This window comes from Thalassoglobus sp., assembly GCF_048270125.1.
Lineage (GTDB): Bacteria > Planctomycetota > Planctomycetia > Planctomycetales > Planctomycetaceae > Thalassoglobus.
Genome location: NZ_JBLWTN010000002.1, coordinates 237,682 through 259,327, shown reverse-complemented (window position 1 = coordinate 259,327; position 21,646 = coordinate 237,682). Strand labels below are relative to the sequence as shown.

The 21,646-nt window shown below is 49.7% G+C and carries 14 protein-coding genes and 1 tRNA gene; 7 read left to right on the top strand and 8 right to left on the bottom strand.

The genetic code is table 11. The features are described 5' to 3' along the window. Positions 1-17: 17 nt before the first annotated feature. Positions 18-1,481 carry an Asp-tRNA(Asn)/Glu-tRNA(Gln) amidotransferase subunit GatA gene (gene gatA, locus ACN0YR_RS03345; protein ID WP_417847778.1) on the bottom strand — a complete coding sequence of 488 codons (1,464 nt, stop codon included), beginning with the start codon at positions 1,479-1,481 and terminating at the stop codon, positions 18-20. 262 nt (positions 1,482-1,743) lie between these two features. Next, positions 1,744-2,037 carry an Asp-tRNA(Asn)/Glu-tRNA(Gln) amidotransferase subunit GatC gene (gene gatC / locus ACN0YR_RS03340; RefSeq protein ID WP_417847777.1) on the bottom strand — a complete coding sequence of 98 codons (294 nt, stop codon included), beginning with the start codon at positions 2,035-2,037 and terminating at the stop codon, positions 1,744-1,746. 286 nt (positions 2,038-2,323) lie between these two features. Here gatC and ACN0YR_RS03335 point away from each other — a divergent pair, with 286 nt between their 5' ends. Further along, the gene (locus ACN0YR_RS03335; protein ID WP_417847776.1) at positions 2,324-3,619 is read left to right on the top strand and encodes a PLP-dependent aminotransferase family protein; all 1,296 of its coding nucleotides are present in this window, start codon (positions 2,324-2,326) and stop codon (positions 3,617-3,619) included. A 257-nt stretch (positions 3,620-3,876) separates the two neighbouring features. Here the strand turns inward: ACN0YR_RS03335 and speA are convergent, their stop codons facing one another. Together speA and ACN0YR_RS03325 are read right to left on the bottom strand one after the other, a co-directional pair. Further along, positions 3,877-5,793, bottom strand: a complete 1,917-nt coding sequence (gene speA, locus ACN0YR_RS03330) for a biosynthetic arginine decarboxylase (RefSeq protein WP_417847775.1) — start codon at positions 5,791-5,793, stop codon at positions 3,877-3,879. A 447-nt stretch (positions 5,794-6,240) separates the two neighbouring features. Further along, positions 6,241-8,394, bottom strand: coding sequence for a prolyl oligopeptidase family serine peptidase (locus tag ACN0YR_RS03325; RefSeq protein WP_417847774.1), 2,154 nt, complete (start codon positions 8,392-8,394; stop codon positions 6,241-6,243). A 291-nt stretch (positions 8,395-8,685) separates the two neighbouring features. Between ACN0YR_RS03325 and ACN0YR_RS03320 the strand changes: the two genes are divergently transcribed. Together ACN0YR_RS03320 and ACN0YR_RS03315 are read left to right on the top strand one after the other, a co-directional pair. Then, positions 8,686-9,870: a methyltransferase domain-containing protein gene (locus tag ACN0YR_RS03320; protein WP_417847773.1), complete on the top strand. Its 1,185-nt coding sequence runs from the start codon at positions 8,686-8,688 to the stop codon at positions 9,868-9,870. A 150-nt stretch (positions 9,871-10,020) separates the two neighbouring features. After that, complete coding sequence (locus ACN0YR_RS03315; RefSeq protein WP_417847772.1) at positions 10,021-10,761, top strand: PEP-CTERM sorting domain-containing protein; 741 nt, start codon at positions 10,021-10,023, stop codon at positions 10,759-10,761. Positions 10,762-10,790: 29 nt separating this feature from the next. Here ACN0YR_RS03315 and ACN0YR_RS03310 read toward each other — a convergent pair whose 3' ends face one another. Both ACN0YR_RS03310 and ACN0YR_RS03305 read right to left on the bottom strand, forming a co-directional pair. Continuing rightward, the gene (locus ACN0YR_RS03310) at positions 10,791-11,081 is read right to left on the bottom strand and encodes a hypothetical protein (protein ID WP_417847771.1); all 291 of its coding nucleotides are present in this window, start codon (positions 11,079-11,081) and stop codon (positions 10,791-10,793) included. A gap of 850 nt (positions 11,082-11,931) precedes the next feature. After that, entirely contained in the window at positions 11,932-13,116 is a 1,185-nt protein-coding gene (locus ACN0YR_RS03305; protein ID WP_417847770.1) for a M28 family metallopeptidase, read from the bottom strand. Between the two features lie 273 nt (positions 13,117-13,389). Here ACN0YR_RS03305 and ACN0YR_RS03300 point away from each other — a divergent pair, with 273 nt between their 5' ends. Both ACN0YR_RS03300 and ACN0YR_RS03295 read left to right on the top strand, forming a co-directional pair. After that, the gene (locus ACN0YR_RS03300; protein ID WP_145202445.1) at positions 13,390-13,692 is read left to right on the top strand and encodes a hypothetical protein; all 303 of its coding nucleotides are present in this window, start codon (positions 13,390-13,392) and stop codon (positions 13,690-13,692) included. A gap of 932 nt (positions 13,693-14,624) precedes the next feature. Then, positions 14,625-15,767: a hypothetical protein gene (locus ACN0YR_RS03295; protein ID WP_417847769.1), complete on the top strand. Its 1,143-nt coding sequence runs from the start codon at positions 14,625-14,627 to the stop codon at positions 15,765-15,767. A gap of 159 nt (positions 15,768-15,926) precedes the next feature. On the opposite strand, the gene ACN0YR_RS03290 is transcribed toward ACN0YR_RS03295, so the two are convergent. Both ACN0YR_RS03290 and ACN0YR_RS03285 read right to left on the bottom strand, forming a co-directional pair. Beyond that, positions 15,927-17,294, bottom strand: coding sequence for a glycerate kinase type-2 family protein (locus ACN0YR_RS03290; protein WP_417847768.1), 1,368 nt, complete (start codon positions 17,292-17,294; stop codon positions 15,927-15,929). 240 nt (positions 17,295-17,534) lie between these two features. Continuing rightward, a tRNA-Thr gene (locus tag ACN0YR_RS03285) sits at positions 17,535-17,607 on the bottom strand. 770 nt (positions 17,608-18,377) lie between these two features. Here ACN0YR_RS03285 and ACN0YR_RS03280 point away from each other — a divergent pair. Together ACN0YR_RS03280 and ACN0YR_RS03275 are read left to right on the top strand one after the other, a co-directional pair. Further along, positions 18,378-19,604: a phosphoglycerate kinase gene (locus tag ACN0YR_RS03280; RefSeq protein WP_417847767.1), complete on the top strand. Its 1,227-nt coding sequence runs from the start codon at positions 18,378-18,380 to the stop codon at positions 19,602-19,604. Between the two features lie 596 nt (positions 19,605-20,200). Further along, entirely contained in the window at positions 20,201-21,391 is a 1,191-nt protein-coding gene (locus ACN0YR_RS03275) for a TlpA family protein disulfide reductase (RefSeq protein ID WP_417847766.1), read from the top strand. Positions 21,392-21,646 lie beyond the last annotated feature (255 nt).

Sequence of the window (21,646 nt, the reverse complement as noted above, 5' to 3'; positions counted from 1 at the left end):
TTAACACTTTACAATTTTCACAAAGCAGGAGTCAGGCAACTTTCGGAGTTTGCGGCCTCGTACATTCTTGCCGCGCGGAGCAGTTTCCCCTCTTCAAAGGCGGGTGCGAGAAGTTGGACGCCGATGGGAAGGCCACTCGCGGAAGGCCCAGCTGAGATCGAGATCCCGGGAATTCCCGCCAGGTTTGCCCCAATCGTATAAATGTCATTGAGATACATTTTGAGTGGGTCATCGACCAACTCCCCAAGCTTGAACGCTGGGGTCGGGCTCGTGGGCGAGAGGATCACATCAACATCTTCAAATGCCTTCTGATAATCCTCGGCAATGAGACGCCGAACCTTCAACGCTTTCAAATAGTACGCATCGTAATAGCCAGACGAGAGAGCGTAAGCTCCGAGCATGATGCGGCGTTTCACTTCAGGTCCAAACCCTTCTCCGCGGGAGGCTTCGTACAAATCTGCCAGGCTCATCTTCCCATCGGATGAAGCTCGATGCCCGTAATGAATCCCATCGTATCGAGAAAGATTACTCGAAGCTTCAGAGGGAGCGATGATGTAGTAAGCTGCCACTCCGTATTTCGCGTACGGCAACTCCACTTCTTGAATAGTTGCCCCTTGAGATCTGTAAGATTCGATCGCCTGTTCAGTTTTATTTCGAACCTCGTCGTCCAGTCCATTACTGAAATGTTCTGGTACGATCCCGATCTTCAAGCCTTTGAGTGGTTCTTCAAGCTGGTCGCATAAAGAAGACGTTGGAACATCAACCGAGGTTGAATCTCTGCGATCATGTCCCCAGATTGATTCCAGTAACAACGCAGCGTCTGTCACGTTTCTCGCAAACGGACCAATCTGATCGAGAGAACTCGCAAATGCGACGAGACCATACCGCGAGACCCGGCCGTAAGTCGGCTTCATCCCGACCACCCCGCAAAACGATGCCGGCTGACGGATCGATCCACCGGTATCAGAACCGAGAGCAAGCGGAACCATCCCAGCGGCGACGGCGGCAGCGGACCCACCACTTGAGCCCCCCGGAGCACGTTCGAGATCCCAGGGGTTGTGCGTTTGTTGAAAAGCTGAGTTTTCACAGGACGAACCCATCGCGAATTCATCCAGATTTGTACGACCGACCAGAACCGCACCCGCAGCTTTTAACTTCTCAATCACATGTGCATCATAGACTGAAGTGAAGTTCTCCAGCATTTTGCTTGCACAAGAAGCTTTCCAGCCATCAACGCAAATATTGTCTTTAACAGCAATTGGAACCCCAGCCAGTGGACCGACTGTTTCTCCTGCGGCTCTTTGCCGGTCAATTTCCTCAGCCTGCTGGAGTGCAGAATCGGAGCAGACTTCTAAAAATGCATTGACGTTGCCATCGACAGCCTCAATCCGATCCAAATGTTGCTGGACGAGTTCGACGCTGGTGGTCTCACCAGATTGGAGTTGTGCGAGTTGCTCGTTTGCGGATTTGTAGTGATTCACAGCTCAGAGTCTTTCAGGACAACATACGTGGGCGATGCATGTATGTTTGTAAAGGATTTCAAACCTCTCCAACATCCTCTGCAAAGAAGGATTTCCTCAGTGATTGGGAGGCCAAATTCAGTTTTAGTACCAGTCTTCAAAAGTCCGGATCTCGGAACCATTAAGTTAAAAGCCTGCTTTCAGTTGTTTCACTCTTAACTCGAGATCCGTGGCCAACGGCCTAAGTGAAACACTCTTCTCAGTAGCAGCCGCACATGTCGCGTTAATTTCCATCCAAAATTTGCGGAACGAGGAAGTATTTCCCGTCGGTCTTTGGAGAGTTTTTCAGAGCCGTTTCTCTCGGAAGCGAGGGTTGCACTTCATCGCTCCGAAAAACGTTCGTCACATCCGCAGCGTGTGCCATCGGCTGAACGTTGTCGGTGTCGACTTCGCTGAACATCTCGACATAGCCGAGAATATGCCCCAACTGACCGGCAAATTGCTCAACTTCTTCTGGAGTCAATTTCAGTCGGGCCAGTTTGGCGACTTTCTGAACATCTTCTGTACTAAGAGTCATTGGGTTCCACTTCTTTCAATAATTCCGCCGTTGAACTTCAATGCCGAGTCGCTCCACTGTTCAAACGTGCCCTGCTGAACGCTGAACCTGTTAAATCCACCCTATAAAATGAGGGGCACATTCCGATCTGACCAACTTGATCAACGAAACGTCAACCGATTGAAGTCAATTGATTTTCTATGATCATTGCACCACAGTTCAAGGGTGCTGCAAACTCGACGATTTTGATTTCTTTGCGAACAATAACACAAGAGTCGGGTCTGACGAAGCAGAAAGAAAGAGCAACATGTCCACATCGACAAAGTCACCCCTGATTCTCAGTGAGCGAAGCCACCAGACCCGAGACCTCGCGATCAGCTTTCTGATGCAGCAAGGGGTCGAAAATCCGCAATGCCTTTCCCTGGCTGCCGGACTTGTTGATCCTCACACTTTGCCTGTTCAAGATGCACTTCAGGCAGCTTCTCAGGTTTTGTCGACAGAGGAATCGGGCCGCAGTGCTCTTCAATACGGAACAACACAAGGGAGCCTCGGATTAAGAAGCGAGTTGCTAAACCATTTCGCTTCGCTGGAAGATGTCGAGGCCAATGATCTCGGCATCGATAAACACCAATTGATCGCAACCACCGGGTCACAGCAACTGCTCTCACTTGTTTGCGAAGTCCTTTTCGACCCGGGTGACATTTGTCTTGTCGCTGGCCCAACGTACTTTGTTTTCGCAGGAAATCTTGCAGGAGTCGGAGCCAGGTCCGTCACCATTCCGGCTGACGAACAGGGAATGCAGCCCGAGGCTCTGAACGCTGCACTTGAACAAATCGACTCGATGCAAGAGCTACATCGAGTCAAAATGATTTACGTGGTCAGCTATTACGACAACCCAAGTGGAGTTTGTGTCTCGACCGAACGGCGTCAGCAAATTGTCGAAATTGCTCAGAAGTGGTCTCGGGACCATCGCATTCTCGTTCTCGAAGATGCCGCTTATCGAGAGCTCCAGTACGACGGTGAAATTCATCCTAGCTTGTGGTCCTTCGATGAGTCACGAGACCATGTGATTTACACTCAAACATTCTCAAAGACATTTTCACCGGGGATTCGCGTGGGGTTTGGAGTCCTTCCGGAAGATCTGGTCAGCCCAATCTGCGATCGAAAAGGGAACGAAGATTTCGGCTCATCCAACTTCAATCAGCACCTCATCGCGGAGACCCTCAGAAGTGGGCGATACACTCAGCATCTTCAAAACGTCCGAGAAGGATACCGCCAGAAACGAGACTCAATGCTCGCTGCAGCCAAGGAATACTTTGAAGATCTGCCAGGAGTCTCGTGGATCTCACCTCACGGCGGTCTTTATGTCTGGATGTCCTTACCTGAAGGAATCGCAACCGGTTTTGACTCCCCACTCTTCAAGGAAGCCGTCGCCAATAAGGTGATGTATGTTCCAGGAGAACTCTGCTACGCCGGTCCAGTTGAGAATCGCCCGAAACATCAAATGCGACTCAGCTACGGAGTACTGACACCAGATAACATCACCGAGGCGATGAAACGACTCGCGGTCTCAGTAAAAAATGTGATGGCAAATAATGCTTAAAGCACGTCTGCACAGTTTGCTCGCGAATTTTCACTGCAGGTGAGATTTAAACCTGAGCCTGAACATTGAAGGCTCGGGAGCTTCCTTGGCGGGAGCACCCGAGCCATACAAAACGACTATTGGAAATGCCGAAAGCGAAAATCGAATCCTGCGATCTAGAGCAGTTTGCTCTATCGTTTGCCCGTGAAGAACGCATTTCTCTAGCAAAAATGCTGTTCGCCATCAGGCAGAACCTGCAAACCAATTCGAAAGACGCTCTAATCACTGACACCTTCAAGATACGTGTAGCCGCTGAGTCCATCTTCATAGAATTTGATGAACCGCCCCGCTTCGGCATTGTCAATTCGTGATTCGCGGACTGCTTGCTCGATAGCAGTTTGCAATCGCGCAATCAACTCTTTCCCGTCGAACTGAACATAGTCCAGAACTTCGTTGACGGTTTCACCTTTGATCATTGTCTGCAAGACAACCTGCCCCTTTTCATCGAGTTCGACGTGAACCGTATTTGTATCACCGAAGAGGTTGTGCAAGTCTCCGAGAATCTCCTGGTACGCTCCAATGAGAAACGCAGCGAGGTAATACGGCGAGCCGTCAAATTCATGAAGCCGGAGTGTTTTCTTGACGTCTCGACGATCGATGAATGTGTCAATTTTTCCATCTGAATCACAAGTGATGTCACACAAGACGGCATCACGCGTTGGTCGTTCTTCGAGTCGGTGAATCGGCATCACGGGGAAGAGCTGCTTAATCGCCCAACTGTCTGGCATCGACTGAAACAGTGAAAAGTTACAGAAGAACAAATCAGACAACATACTCGGAAGCGACGTCAATTCTTCGGGAATGTACTCGAGTTCTTCGACAAGCTTTCCAATTTTGCGACAGATGGCGAAAAACAGGTTCTCTGCCAAAACACGCTGCTCCAATGGAAGATACCCACCACTAAACAGGCTCATCGCCATGTCCATTGCCTGTTGAGCATCGTGGTAGCTCTCCTGAACGTTTCGTACGGTCAGTTCCTGAGAGGTCAAGAACAGATCATGCAGTGGCTGTTCATAGTCCTCGGGAATCTCGGCCAGAGTCGTATCGTATTCCCCTTGACGAGTCACACCTAGAGTTCCGAATACGAGCACGCTGTGAAAAGCTGCGATCGCCCTGCCACTCTCCGAGAGAATGATTGGGTGTGGAACATCCGTTTCTTCGCAAACTGTCGTGACGTGATAAATAATGTCGTTTGCATATTCCTGGAGCGTGTAATTCATGCTCGATTGATAGTTGGTCTGCGAACCGTCGTAATCCACTCCCAACCCTCCACCGACATCCAGATATTCCAGTCCGGCACCGCGTCGATAAAGATCTGCGTAAGTACGAATCGCTTCAGTGACCGCAGCTTTCACTTGTCGAATGTTGGTAATTTGACTGCCGAGATGAAAATGCAGAAGCTTGAAACAATCTTCCATTCCTTCTGATTCCAGAAGCTTTAATCCCTGCAGTACTTCACTGACAGTCAGCCCGAACTTTGAACGGTATCCTCCTGAAGACTGCCAACGACCGGCTCCCCGGGCAGCGAGTTTCACCCGCATACCAATTTGCGGACGGACGCCGATTCTTTTCGCCAAAACCAGAATGCGTTCGAGTTCGCTGTATTTCTCGACGACTGGAATGACTGTGCGACCGATCTTCTGGGCAAGCAATGCCATCTCGATAAATTCATCATCCTTGAAGCCGTTGCAGATGATTGGCATCGATGGATCGGTCATCGCGACGACAGCGAGGAGTTCAGGCTTGCTGCCAGCTTCGAGGCCGAACCCATACTCACGTCCGTACTCAACGATCTTCTCAACAACTCCTCGCTGTTGATTCACTTTGATCGGATAGACGCAAGCATACCGTCCCTTGTAATCGTTCTCCGCGATTGCTTTCGCGAAGACATCACGAATTTCAGTCAACCGTTCTTTGAGAATCCCATTAAATCGCAGCAGGATCGGCAAGTCGAATCCACGCACCTGGATTCGATCAATCAGATCTTTGAGATCAATTGAAGTTTCCTGATTCCGATTTGGATGGACTTGTAAATGTCCATTTTCCCCAACGGAAAAGAAACCATTCCCCCAACGAGAGACATCATACAGCTCGTTGGAATCGTTTGTGGACCATTGCCGATTCGGATCGATCATATTCCGTTACTTCGTAAATCTAGAGCATTTTGAAAAAGATGGACGCATTCAGCTTCTTGCAAAGGAACGATTCACAACATGAAAAGCCTCCCTCACAGACACAGGAAACACGAAATCTTCTATTGGTAAAAAAGCGCAGCGAGATGCACTTGGCATAGCCAGTTTGCAAACGTCGGGCATTCTGCAAAATTCACGGACCCGAATATAGGATGACACACAAATATCGCCGAAGATTCTCGCCACCGAGAGTTGCACTCTTCAGCTGACTCGAACTGTCTTCAATTTCTTCCAGGATTTGAACTCTTAACTGGTAAGAATCTTCCAAGTCATGGAAATATGGATCTCCCCGAAAACAAGTGACGCCAAAGCCAAAGGTAGGAACTCTGTACTACAAAGCCGGGATCAACCTCACATCACTGATTTCCCCTTCAGCCACGACTGAGTCAATTAATCCAGCTCAACTCCGAGAGTCTGAACCAGGAACGCCCAATGATCGGCAAGTTCCTCGATGATCTTGGATGTTGGTTTCCCGGAACCGTGACCAGCTTTGGTCTCGATACGAATCAGAATTGGATTATCACAGCTTTGTGCATATTGAATAGCCGCTGCAAATTTGAAACTGTGCCCAGGAACAACACGGTCATCGGTATCAGCCGTCGAGATCAGAGTCGGCGGATAGCAGACTCCTTCTTTCGCATTGTGATACGGCGAGTAAGTCAGCAGAGCTTTGAATTCGTCTTCGTTGTCCGAAGAACCGTAGTCGTCAGTCCAGTACCGTCCGGCAGTGAACTTGTGGAAGCGGAGCATGTCCATCACACCGACTGCTGGCAGACAAGCGCCGAAGAGATCGGGACGCTGCGTCATGCACGCGCCGACCAACAGTCCTCCGTTACTCCCGCCTTGAATCGCAAGCTTCTTTGTTTGAGTGTATTTGTTCTCGATCAGCCACTCAGCTGCGGCAATAAAATCATCGAAAACGTTTTGCTTGTTCAGCTTCGTCCCAGCTTTGTGCCACTTCTCTCCGTATTCACCGCCACCTCGCAAATTCGCCACAGCGTAAACGCCTCCCATTTCCATCCAGGCGAGCCGACTGATCGAAAAGGATGGCGTGAGCGGGATGTTAAATCCACCGTAGCCGTACAGAAGCGTCGGGTTATTGCCGTCGAGTTTGATCCCTTTCTTATAAGAGATAAACATCGGGATGCGAGTCCCATCTTTACTCGTATAGAAGACCTGCTTGGCTTCGTAATCATCGGGATTGAAGTCAACTTTCGCCTGGCGAATCTGCTCGCTTTCGCCAGTCAGCATGTCGTACTTGTAAATTGTCGGAGGGAGCACGTAGCTGGAGAAGGAATAATAAGTTTCTGTGTCTGTCGATTTCCCACGGAAACCGAACGCTGAACCGATAGCGGGAAACTCGACATTTCGGAGAAGTTCTCCAGATTTCCGATAGACTGCGACTTGCGTCTTGGCATCTTTCAACGATTCCACCACAAACAGATTGGCAATGATCGTGACATCCCGCATCGCTTCCGGCTGTTCTGGAATGACCTCTTTATACGGAACCTCTGGAGCGACACCTTCCTCTTCGATTTGCTTAGAGACTTTGCGAGTGTCGATGGAAATCACTCTTCCGCGTGGAGCATCCAGATCAGTCTTAAAGAAGAAGACAGGTCCATCATTGCCAATAAAGCTGTACTCATTTTCAAAGTTTCGAATCAGCGGCAAAGGCATCGCCAGCGAGTCGTCGAGGTCTTTGTAGAATACGCGATAGCGATCATCGGTCCCGACATGAACTGTGATGATCAGGTAGCGACCATCTTCCGTAACCGAGGTCGAGTAACCCCACTCAGGCTGATCAGGTCGATGAAAGACGAGGACATCGTCAGCTTGGGATTCGCCAATACGGTGATAGTAAATCGCCTGATTGACATTCAGATTCTGAAACTCCGCGCCTTCAACAGGTTCAGGGAAACGACCGTAGAAAAACCCTCTCCCGTCCGGGGTCCATGCAGGCGAGTTAAATTTGATCCAATTCAGTTCGTCATCCAGAATCTTACCGGAATCGATCTCCATCACCTTCCAGGTTCGCCAGTCTGAACCCGCATCCTGAATTGAGTAGGCCAAGTAGCGGCCGTCATCACTGAAAGCTGTTCCACCGATCGCGACAGTCCCATCCTCGGACCACTCGTTCGGATCGATCAAAACACGCGGCTCGGCTTCTGAATCGTCCTGGACGTACAGCACATATTGATTCTGCAGACCATCATTCTTGTAGAAGTAAATCCGTCCGCCTGCGGTAAACGGAGTTCCGAATTTCTCGAAGTTCCAGAGTTCGGTCAGGCGCTTCCGAATCAGTTCGCGCTCGGCAATTTTTTCTAGGAAGCCGAACGTATGTTCATTCTGCTTTTTGACCCATTCGGCGACCTGCTCACTTTCGCGGACATCGTCCTCCAGCCAGCGATATGGGTCGTGGACTTTTTGTCCGAAATATTCATCAAAATGGTCAATGCGTTGAGTCATGGGAACTTCAGCTGATGCAGTCAAAGAAAACGTCACGAGCAGTCCCGACAATGCGAGGACCGTTGGGAATGGATTCATCGACATCTTCCTGAATAAGATTTGAATACGAGAAGTTGTACGTTAACAGAACCGTATCGGGAATTTCAGTATCGAGAGAATTGCCGAGAAAAATTCCCGGAGATTCGAGAAACAGTCATATGAGCACTCTCAAACCTGTTCTCGAACTGATTGATTTCGAATCAGTGAATGCAAGAATGATAGAGCGTTCGCGAATGTGATTCGCTTCACAGACTCCCATTCGGAATTGCCAGAGACTGCGGAGCTGCTATCCTCAAATTTCAAGAACAATGACTTTCTACGGAGATCTTCATGTCAAGCACAATGGACTCGCCCGAACGACCAGCCCTCAACGTCGACGCAGCCGTTCGCGACCGCTACTCAGCAGCTGCAGAAGCAGCTGAGGCGGCGTTGTGTTGTCCTGTCAGCTATGACCCGCAATACCTCAAGATTATCCCCGAAGAAATCATCGAACGCGACTACGGTTGTGGCGATCCATCAAAGTGGGTCAATGAAGGCGAGACGGTTCTCGACTTGGGATCGGGCGGAGGAAAAATCTGCTACATCGCATCTCAAATCGTCGGCGCATCTGGCAAAGTGATCGGAGTCGATTGCAACGACACCATGCTAGGCTTGGCACGGCAGTATCAAGGCGAAATGGCTGAAAAAATTGGCTATGCCAATGTCGACTTTCGAAAAGGTCGAATTCAGGACTTACAACTCAATCTTGATTTGCTTGAAGAATACCTTCAGCAGAATCCAACGCGAACATCGGCGGACTGGCTGCAGATGCAAGAGTACGCAGACCATTTACGAGCAACACAACCGCTCATCGCAGCGGACTCAGTCGATGTTGTGGTTTCAAACTGCGTCCTCAACCTCGTCAAAGATGAGGACCGACGTCAACTCTTCTCCGAGTTGCATCGCGTTCTGAAACGGGGTGGTCGCGCAGTCATCAGCGATATCGTTTGCGACGAACTGGTCCCGGAGAATTTACGAAACGACCCGCACCTCTGGAGTGGCTGTATCAGCGGTGCATTTCGCGAAGACCTGTTTTTGGAAGCATTTGCCGACGCCGGATTTTACGGCATCGAAATCGTCTCGCGACAAGAAGAAGCCTGGGCTACCGTGGAAGGTATTGAATTCCGCAGCATGACCGTTCAGGCATTCAAAGGAAAAGATGGCCCTTGCCTCGATCGACGACAAGCGGTCATCTACAACGGCCCCTGGAAGTCTGTCGTTGATGATGACGGACACAAACTCGTTCGCGGTCAACGCATGGCTGTCTGCGACAAAACATTCAAGATGTACACCCAATCCCCCTACGCAGACAAAATAACTCCAATTCCGCCAGCGACCGAAGTTGCACTCAAAGACGCCAAACCATTCGATTGCCACGGAGTCCCAACCCGCTCCCCTAAAGAAACCAAACAGGGCTCCCCCCTCCTCACACTCATGCCCGACGGAGACTGCTGCTCAACCGACGGGTGTTGTTAAATCCACAACGCAGGTGATTCCAGTTTCGCAGCAGTGCGTTCCCCGTAATATTGGCATCAACTCACTTTGGAACGACATCTTCACGAGCACCTGAACATCAAACCATGCAAATTTCAATTATTATAGGATGCACCTGGATGACATTATGAATTGACAATATTAGAACCTGATGGTAAAAAAATGGGTTCAGGTATTGAAATCATCTTCAGTCGTTCTCGGCAGGGCAAAAAAATGCGGCTACTTACCACACTCACATTGCTTTCGGCAATGTTTTGCGCAACCAAAGATGTATCTGGCGGGCTTATTACCGTGTCGTTGAACGAAGGGCTTTCTTTTCAAAATGAAGGAACACTTCAGTACGATGATACAGCTAACCTTAGCACGTTAGACGGTTCGTGGGGGCCGACAACGACCGGAACCGTAACTAAAGCTTCGTATGCAACGGGTTCTAGCGATCTATGGTTCGATGCAATTTCAGCTAATTTCGACTTAGCAGCTGCTGGTGTAGATTTCAATGACATTGTTTCTGCCGAACTTCGTTTTTTCGCAAAAAACGGTACCACTGATGGTTGGCCTGGGAATCATCGCTACGAAATCCTCCAGGGAGCAAAGAATACTACCCATGAGGACTCAAATCCCACTGGTACATCCTTTAATCTGCCAAGTGGTGATTGGATTACAACTTCCCTCAACACAAGTTGGTTTACCTCGAACAGTTTTGATGTAACAATCCGGTTGTGGGAAGTAGATGTCGATGCGATCGAATTGCGATTAACAACTCCAAGCGTTCCTGAACCCTCATCGTTCGTCCTGCTTGGCATCGGCGCTTGTGCATTGGGAGCCGGCACCTATCTCCGCCATCGACAAAAACAATCCACTACTACGGCCTAAACATCTCTTGAAGCGGAAAGCGTACCAACTTAAATCTGGTCACAAGAATGACTTTCGACATGTTGGGCGCCAATCACCCTCACCCCGCTCATACTGCTGTCGACAGACGTTTTGTTAATCAAAATTGAGTGACCGGCCTGACTTGTGCCATCTTCTTTGTCACTGCAGGCCTGCATACTTGTGCTCGTCGGATGACTTTTGCTTTGCTGATCTCGTTTAATCAACCGACTGGACTCGTGAATCGACATCGCAGCTTTTTCGCTCATAACTTCAGTAAGATAAAAGTAATTGACAATTGCTTTTTTGATTGAATGTAACATCGCAAGTTTCCTTCAGTGAGAAATTGCAGACCTGCCTGGGTCGCTGTCTCTTTCGGTCTGCCTCGACTTAAAGAAGGAGTGTTGCGTTGTGAATTCAACCCATCCTGAAGAGAAAATGAAATTCGATTCATAATCAAGGACATACAAAACGTTTATTCATTCGGCCGCGTCAGAGACGATGTGCTGCCCGAAGGTTTAGCCGGAACCTTATGGCCCTGACCTGATGAGAACATCAGCTTCGTCATACTCCTCGTAGGCATACGGAATCGCAGCTGAATCTAATAGAGTCAGAATCTGGTCAACGGCATCGGGATCGTCAGAGACTCCTCCGCTAGAGCATCTTTCGAATTGGTTTGCAGGTTCTGCCTCGTGGCGAACAGTATTTTTACTAGAGAAATGCGTTCTTCACGGGCACACGGTAGAGCAAACTGCTCTAAGCAAGGGAGGTGAGGCCGGAGCGAGCAGAAGATCAGAGTCAGTGGACTGTATCTCGAATTCAGTCCATGAACACTCACGCGTTGCCCAGCCATTTCTCGCGAAAAGCCGAGCAATCTTCCACAGCTTTTCGCCCGTTCCCAGCACGATGTGAAGGTCATACGGTAGGTGATCTTTGGGCGTCATCAGTAATCAGTGCAATAGCGTTCAGTACAACAAGCCAGACCTCGTTCGACTGGCGCGTAAAAAACAGAACCTCCCTGAAAGGGAAGTGGCCTGACCGAGAGAGTCACCGGGCTTCAACGAATTCCCATCATGGACCATTCTGGCAAACCGCTCGCAAGAAGTCAGGAGGGCTTTGTACACCGATTGCCCTGTAAAAGCTGAGCAGCGATTCAGAAAGGGCTCGAAGACCTCAAAAGATCGTGAGCATCATGATTTGGGTTGCTCGAACGAGCCACTTGCGTTCTTCGTTGGAATACTTTTTGGACTTGAGGATGTAGTCTGTTTTTGATTTGACTTGAGAGACAAAAAACTGCTGTGCATTCGTCAGTTCAAGAGAGCCACTTCCGCCAGCGTTCAGCAGGTTCACACAAACTCGATTCACCGATTCCACTTCTTGCAGCGATGGTTCCGGAGTACCTTCCCACGTGATCTCTCCCGGCGTATTCGCCATCGACTGGGCGACTTGATTCATCACCGTTGAAACTCGGGCGACCTTTTCAACATCTAAACGCTCTAACGTATCTTGCGGAGTATGATAATCAGGATGTTCGCCAGTGGAGAAAAACAAAAATGGAATCCGCCGGTAATAGAACGGACCGTAGTCGCTGCGGACACCGATGACGTCGACGCCGAGTTGTGCGATTTCTAATCCCTGCGGAACAGTTGCCGCTTCCAGAGCTGCGTGAACTTCTCGCGAACGTTCACTTCCTAAAACGAAGACTGTCGGAATGTCGAGCCCACCCAGCGACCGGCCAATCATATCTGCGGTCAAGCAAAACTTGATCGATTCAACCTCCATTGGAGGATGAGCGAGAAACCATCGCGATCCCCACAGCAGGTGCTCTTCCATATCAAACGAAAGAAACGCGACGCTCCGTTTGCCGGGAGATCTTGAAATGTGCCGGGCGACTTCAAGGAGCATGGAAACACCACTGGCGTTGTCGTCTGCTCCGGGGAACACTTTTCCCCCTCTGACTCCCAAGTGGTCGTAGTGTGCATTGACGATGATCCACTCATGCTTGAGTTTGGGATCTGTCCCCTCGATGAAGCCTCCAATGTTATAACCGTACACGGGGGGCATCTCTGCTTGAGACCCGAATTCTGGAATCGCTTGCAAGTAACTCTCATCGAAAAGTGGTTTCACACCCAGCGACTTGAAATGCTTAATGATGTACTCGCGGGCTTCGACTTTCCCCCAATCGTCCCGTCCCTGACGGTCTGGGCTTGCGAGGTAGTTCAGGTGAGGTTGAACATCATCCGCGCCAATTTGACAGGAAAGCTCCTGAGCATTTGTCTCGATCCCACAAAACACAAGAAAAAGGCTGAGCGCGAAGCCTCCGTAGAAACCCTGTAGACATCGCTGAATGTGGATCATTCGAGACTCAAATCAAGTGCAGTTAGACCGCCTGTGCGGATTTTAACGAAAAAGCCTATTCCAAAAGCAGAAACCAGCCGATCAAAGAAGTGATTGTTCGGTATTCAAACATCGTGTCTCTCAGTGCGAATTTAGTCCCCCGAGGCTGAATTGTCACGACGAACCAGGGACATTTCAGTACTTTCGTACCGTGAACCAGTGTGGGTGAACGGTTTGATGTCTGGGGTCAGGTACGCACAAGCGTCTCTCCTCAACGGATTAAGGAGTCATTTCATGTTGAAGCACACACTGCTCGCCGGACTCTGTGCAATTGCCTTTGTCGCAGTTGCCTTTGTCGATACGAGCGAAGCTGAAGCTGCTCAGCCCGGACAGCCATCCAACTGGCAACGGTTCTACTATTACCCGTATGTGTACTATCCACACAATTTCCAGACGCAGCCGGAAAGCTACGATCACCTGTACTACAGGTATCCACAAGAACGTCGGATTCCGGTCTACAACACCGACTGGCACAACTTCTATCCTAAAGAGCGTCCGTACCACTCCGGACACCATTTCCGCCTTGACGTTTTCTAGACGGAATCAGACCCACAACTGGTCCAAATACTGTTGGAATGGGCGTTTTCTCAGTGAATGAGAGATCGAAATCAGATTTCAGGACCAGTTCTAGAACTCACTCAATAGTGAACCGTTTTCGAGGAATCTTCAATGTCTCTTGGAATTGATGATGACTCATAACCGGGGGTGATGAAACAGCTTGAGGGTGAGGGGAACAGCCTGCTTCGAATTCGGAGCAGGCTGTTTACTTTTGCGCAGGCAGAACTTGGCGACATTCCCGCTTTCAGACACGACCTGAAAGCCCGTTCGCCGAAGTTCAAATGATTCTTTCCCAAATTTTCTCAGATCGAGACGGCCTCTCTGGCAACCGATTCTCTCCCGTCCAGCAAGTCCTCGCTGATCGAAATTCTTGGAAAACTTCACGTTGAAAATCTGCACGAAGAAAAAAGAATTCACCATGTTCAAAAAAAGCGACATTTCGCCCTTCTCAGGCTCCCGCTTTTTTAACGCTTATTTCTGAAAAAGTTTGACTCTCAGAAGGAGCGCCCTATGTTTCCGTGACTGCAAACGATCTGTCAACATTTTGTCAATCAAAACGCGGCAAGGAGAAGCTGGGAGCTTTGAGGGGACCTTGCCGCGTTTTTTCTTTTCCGACAACTGTTAAAATTTGCGGGTTATGACGATTCTACGCGAGTCGCAAGGTCATCTGTGCCGATTGATCATAGTGAGCACATCTCGATGCGATGCTTTCATGTGCATCCTCGATTCCTGAATTGAGAGTCCAGGCCAATCTGGCGTGGCAATGTCTAAAGTCGTTTTCGACTTGGCAACATCTCATTTCAAAGCCTGTTCAATCCTTCATTTGCCCAAGGCGAAATCGTGTCCATGATTGAGACTCATTTCACCAGCAGGCACGACCTGGCAGACCGAGCCGTGAGTGGTAGAGATCTATGTCAAATGCCCCTTTCAAAATTGCATTCTGGGTAATGAGCCTCGCCTTTGGGCTAACGGTCCTACTCACTGGATTGAAACCGGAAGAGATTCGCAACGCGCTCAACTCTCAAGGCAAAGCGCGACATGAACTCAAAACAAGCGAAGAGGAACTGTCAGACTCGCCAGCCATCGCCCAGCGACACCAAGAAGAACTCCAATTCGATCCCGCTCCGTCACCAGATCGTCAAAAATTAACAGCGGCGTCTTTCGAGCCGCTCCCTGCTGAGGCGACTCTTACACAAAGTTCGCAGCAATCTTCGCAGAGTTCACAGCAATCTTCATTGTCCCCAACGCCAAGTCCAATTCGTATCGCCTCTGCAGATGTGAACGCCAGCTTGGGGATGAGTAGCAATGCACCGACTGAACAGATCAGAGAACTCACACCGATCCCCGATCGGGAATTTCAGTACGCTGCAACTCGACCGATTGAACACCATCGAGAAATTCTTGTTCCCGAGCCGGTCGCTATTCCCAAACGCGCTGACCGTGAAGCGATGGATCATGAAGTCCATCATCTCAAAAAAGAAATATTACAGTTTCGACTCGCGGAAGCACGACGTGAAATTGAAGAGTTACGACGTCACGAACAGCGAACGGAAGTTGAGCGTGTTGAAAGCGAACTGAAAGAGCTCCGTGAAGACATTGCTGAGTTAAAGAGACTTCGCAACAAAGTCAACGAGAACCTGCCAACACAAGCCACTGCAGAAACCACCACGAAACAGCAGGACGTTATTCCCGCTGCTCCAGTCGAAACGATCAAGCCCGTTGAGATGACGGAAGTTGTGATTGAAGCCAAAGAACCAGAACAGTCCCACGAAGAAACGAGTTCCGCCATCGAAGTGACTGCTGGATCAAAAGACGACACCTACATCTTTAAATTTGAAAACGCCGAAATTCGGGATGTTCTCACAACCATTTCCAAGTACGCCGGGAGGAAAGTTGTGATTCGCCCCGATGTTGAAGGAACTTTCACCGGCCACTTCGAAGAAACATCAGCTGTCCAGGCGTTTGCTGCTGTCATCAAAGCGAACAACTTCGGTGTCAGCTTCCTCGGCGATTACGTCCTCGTGCGCAGCCACCGCGACCCAAAAATTCGCTAAGTTTTTTCGTGACCGCGAAGACTCAGCTTGGATTGACCTAGAGCAGTTTGCTCTACCGTTTGCCCATGAAGAACGCATTTCTCCATGAAAATGCTGTTCACCACGAGGCAGAACATGCAAATCAATTCGAAAGATGCTCTAAACAAACTCTGAGCAGTCTCAGCTTGATGACTCTGAAACTTCAACCAAACCGATTCGTAAGTCCATGACATTTGTGTGCGTTGGACCAGTCTTGATGAGACCGCCGGCACGCTCAAAAAACACATACGAATTGTTGACGCTCAGAAACTCATCAATCTGCAAACCTTGACTCTTCGCGAGACTCAAAACCGTCTCGTCGAGGTAGGCTCCCGCCGCATCTGTCGGCCCATCCTCTCCATCTGTTCCACCGGAGAGAATGACAATCCCAGAGTGATCTTCAGCTTGTAGTCGCTTCGCTGCGGCGAGTACCAACTCTTGATTGCGCCCCCCCTTTTGTGGCTGCTCTGTTTTCACAAGTTGAACAATCGGCTCGCCCCCGCTAACCAGACAAAACTTCTTGCCTACGGGTGAGTTCTCGCGAAGCTGCAAGCATCGAGTTGTGAACTCCTCGCCGAATGTTTTCGCAACCCCAGGTTGATCAAACTCAACAAGCGCCAATTCATACCCGAGCGTTCTTGCCTGTTCGGCAGCGGCTTCGACAGCGGTCTGATTATTTCCGATAATCACGTTCGAGTATTCGGAGACGATCTCGCGGGTTGATTGTGAATGAGTTTCCGACTCAGCAAGAACTCGCCTGATCGATTCCGGAACAAGTTCGATTGAGTCAACAAGTAAGCGATTCAAAATCTCCCACGCTGCTCGGGGATCTGGCACTACATCAACCGTCGGGCCAGAGGCAATCACTTCTAGTGGATCACCAATCACATCCGAGATGATCAACGTCACCAATTGCCCAGCGCGGCAGGCCCGCAATAATCCGCCCCCTTTGACATCAGAAAGTGCTCGGCGAACGGCATTGAGTTCATCAATCGTCGCCCCAGATCGCATCAGCAATCGGGTGACTCGCTGCTTATCTTCAAGAGAAATCCCCTGTCTCGGAGCCGGCAACAACGCGCTTCCCCCACCAGAGATCAGCACAACGCACAAGTCTTCTGGATTTAACGAAGCGACTCGCTGAAGAATTTCTTGAGTTCCTGCGACTCCGGCAACTGTCGGTTCATTCACACCTGCAGGCCGTGCACCATGCAAGTGGATCGTCTCCAGCTTGCGCACACAATCTTCAGGAACGTTCACCCACCCTGAAAGTCGTGATTTCAACTTCTCAGAGACCGCTGCCTCAAACCCGGCAGCCATTCCAGCCCCCGCTTTGCCAGCCCCCACAACGATAATCCGACCAGACCTTCCTGCCTGCCAACGAGTCCCAGCCACATTCAGTGTTTCTGCATCACCAGAAACGACCTCGCGAACCAACCGAGCAGAGTTGACCGCATCGACTCCTGCTTGCCAGATGGAAAGTGCATCGCTCTTCAAAGATGAATCAGCCATGGTGCGATGACTCAGTAAGACTGAAGCTGCGAACGAAGCCAAAGGTCGAACGGTTCTCGGTCATTGGAAACTTCCGAAATCCCCACCTTGCCTGCACAGCCGGACGCCCCAGGCAGTGCCACACAAAGAGTCGTTTCACAACTTACTACTAAGAGAGCCTAACAAGACCTCTGAAAGGGTTTGGATTCACTGCGAATCGAAGACTCGTTCAGGTTTTGTTAGCGCTAATAACTATCAAAGAGCCGCCGACTGGACTTGAACCAGCGACCTAGGCTTTACGAAAGCCTCGCTCTGCCAACTGAGCTACGGCGGCATCTGTTATGGTCGTAACGGTTTACGTCGGCACGAAAGTTTCGTGAAGCGGTCAGACGTAAGGATCGCAACAAGATTCTGCATTGAGTGAGGGGATTATTGGAAATTTGTCGGCATTCCGCAACTGCTGCCCCCTCAGTCAGTCAATGTTCGCGCCCAAGACTTACGGCATGTCTGCCAATGCCTGGCCTTACCAACCATGGAACGCTAATCATGCTTGAGCAATCTGGAATACCCAGGCACGCACGCTGCTCTGCTAATTCTGAGATGTGCATGAAGGTCTATTCAGCTTGGACGACGAATGAGGTTCCGCATCTGGTCGCTTTGCGATCGCCATGAAGCCAGTTTCTCTCAAGATTCACTCCATCTAAGCACTTGGCAGTCGAGACGTGGTTTCTTACGATTTTCTCATGTGACAGACTTTCACTCCACAGCCCCACTTCTTTAGGTGGTGTTGTGATAAAATACTCAGAGAGTTGTGTTGCGATCGACGCAACCTGAGCTGGGCTGACTGTTGTTCGAGATTTATTCGTGCGAATCAAGCAGCAGATCAAGTATCTGAACAAACAGCTATCTGAATAGAACCAGTCCGAAAACCTCTGAAATAGGTGCTTTCCTCAACGTTTGAGAGAGCAATTTCACGTTTCAGGACCAGTTCTAAACAGTGTTGTGTAACTCGTTACGCAACCCGGTAAATTCAAACTGATGTTGTCCCGCGAGCCCGTTGCTCATCCATCCTAAAGCTGACCTATTAAGAGGAACATCGTCTCCATGGCGAAAAAAACTATCGAAGACATCGACGTGTCAGGTAAAAAAGTGCTGATGCGTGTCGACTTCAATGTCCCGCTCGACGACAATCGGAATGTCACCGACGACCGACGAATTCGAATGGCGTTGCCATCAATCCAATCCGTTCTGAAACGAGGCGGCAGTCTCGTATTGATGAGCCATCTCGGACGCCCTAAAGGGGAAGTGGTCGCTAAATACAGCCTGAAACCAGCTGCCGAAAAATTGGCAGAACTACTTGAGGCTCCAGTCTCCTTCGCGACCGACACCGTCGGTGAAGATGCCCAGGCAAAAGTGGCGGCTCTTCAACCGGGTGAAGTCGTCGTCCTTGAGAACGTCCGCTTCGCTGCCGAAGAGGAAGTGAAGGAAGACGATCCAAAGACAACTGACGAGCAGCGTGCTGCGAAACAGGCATTTGGAGAAAAACTGGCTGCCTTTGGAGATGTGTACTGCAACGATGCCTTTGGAACATGCCATCGTCCACATGCGAGCATGTACACAGTCCCCTCAGTCATGGGCGACGCTCCCAAAGTGGTCGGATTTCTTGTCAAGAAAGAGATTCAGTACCTCAGCGACGCCATTGCGAACCCTGATCGACCATTCATCGCGATTCTGGGAGGAGCCAAAGTCTCCGACAAAATCAAAGTCATCGAGAATCTCCTTGATATCTGTGACAAGATTCTGATCGGCGGTGCAATGGCTTATACATTCGCACTCGCTCAGGGCGGAAAAATTGGAAAGAGTCTGGTCGAACCGGACAAGGTCGACCTCGCCAACCAGCTCCTTGAAAAAGGTGGCGACAAACTGATCTTGCCAATTGACACACACTGTGGTGACGCATTCAAAGACCCTGATTGCAACAAAGTGGTTGTTGATGCCGGACAAATTCCGGATGATTTCGAAGGCTTCGATATCGGCCCCAAAACAGCTGAAATGTACGCCGACCTCGTCAAAGGGGCGAAGACGATCATCTGGAACGGACCGATGGGTGTTTTCGAAGTTCCTCCATTCGATGCCGGAACGAAAGCGGTCGCTCAGGCGATTGCTGATTCAGATGCTGTCAGCATTATTGGCGGAGGAGACAGCGCCGCTGCGGTCCAGCAACTCGGATTCGCAGACCGTGTTTCTCATGTGAGCACCGGTGGCGGAGCAAGCTTGGAAATGCTGGAAGGAAAAGCATTTGCAGCCGTAGACGTGCTCGACGAAGCATAGAGTTTTTCCATGATTTCTCCCGTCCGTGAAGACTGTCTTTCACAACCACCTGGCCTGCTGCATCGTCTGGCCAGAACGAAGAAGACGGAAATTTTGGAACTGCTCATGGACTAATGAAATCGTGGTCATTCGCTCGAACTTTGAATACTTTCTCAAGTTTTGTTCGAGCGAATGAACGACGCATGCGTCAAAGACATTCGAGCATTATCAGTCTTTTCTGTGCCAGCGAAAGCCAGCTTCAAGACTCTACAGACTGCTCGCTACGAGACAGAACGTAAAATTACGGTCTCAGAACGGTATCAGATTTGTGCCAGGAAACTTTCCTGACTTGGACTTGAACACGCATCAAGTATTTCAAGTGTGAGTTGGCGAAGTCCTGTCGAATGCGTATGATGCTTCACCGAAACTTCAAGTTGCCTGTCGGCTAATTGAATTGTGAGATTCTTCACTGTCGATCTGCTGCTCGGGCGTCCACCATATAAACGATACTTTTTTCTTGCGGTGTCAGAACTGCGCGAATTACAGACCATCGTCACCTTTTCTGACCACAACAAGTTGGTCAATTTTTCTAGATACTATGACCTGAGGAGGGTCACATGAGTCTACGTTTATTCAGCTTGGCTTTGCTCTTTGCCGTGACGGTCAACTTCAGCACCGCTTCCGCACAAGATGCACCAGCGAAGGAAGCTTCCGACAAAGAAGCAGCGAAGGAAAGCGAAGAAAAGAAGGATCCATTTGCAGTTCCAGAAGGCACTGACGAGCGGATTCTGGATCTGTTCCTTCGTCGGTTAAGCCGAATGGCTCCCGAAGAACGAACTCCGGAAGGGATTCTTCAACACTTTACAAAACTCGACAAGGCCATCAATGAAGTCGCTTCTCGCGAAGTGAGTGAAGACATCTATCTCAATGCCATTCAGATGCGTCTGCAAGTATTGCAGATTCTCGCTCAGTTCGGTGACAACACCGCCATCGTCAAGCAGACGAAACTCCTCGACCAGATGAAACGAGATGAACGCCCAGCCGTTAAAGAACTGGTCGCTCAAATGGAACTCGAACAGCGAATCAATGGTCTTGCCGCTGCAACTCCAGAAGAAAAACAAGAGCTGATCGACGAGATCGGAAAGAAACTGGCGGACGCAAAAATTGATTCGCCAAGCTTCGGTGATCACCTTCAGGTCGCCATGCAAGTCGCTCGGTCTTTAGAAGGAATTGGCGATGAAAAGAATGCGATTGTCGCGTACAATAAATACGTCGAAATTCTCAGCAAAAAAGACCATCCACAACTCGGTGAAATCGTCAAGCGGATGGAATCGACCGTTCGTCGCTTGAACCTGCTCGGGAACAGCATTGAAGTTGCCGGTCCAACAGTGGGCGGTGGAGAATTCAAAATCGAAGACTTTCAGGGAAAAGTGGTCCTCGTTGATTTCTGGGCCACCTGGTGCGGACCCTGTATCGCTGAACTCCCGAATCTGAAAGGCCTTTACAAAGACTACCACGACAAAGGTTTCGAAGTGATCGGAATCAGCCTGGACGAAGATGAAGAAGCACTCATGGCTTTCACCAAAGAAAAAGACCTCCCTTGGAAGTCCATCTTCTTCCCAGAACCGGAAGAGCAAGGTTGGGATAATCCAATTGCCCGTCACTACGGAATTAGCGGAATCCCCACAGCGATCCTCGTCAACCAGGACGGCAAAGTTGTCTCTCTTCAGGCACGTGGAGAGAACCTGAAAGTTGAGCTCGTCAAACTGCTCGGACCAGTTGAAGAGAAGGAATCAGAAAAAGAATAAGAATCTCGTGGAGAATCTTCTCTCACAAACATCCAAGAAGGCCGCCGGAACCTGTTCCGGCGGCCTTCTTCTTGCGCTCAGTTTCCTCACAATTTGGACGATCACCTTCTCAGATGAGTTTCATGAGAGCTATACTTCTTCTTGATAGATTAAGAGCATCTTTCAAATTGCTTTGCAGGATCTGCCTCGTGGCGAACAGCATTTTCACCAGAGAAATGCGTTCTTCACGGGCACGAAAAAATTGAATTTGCTCCA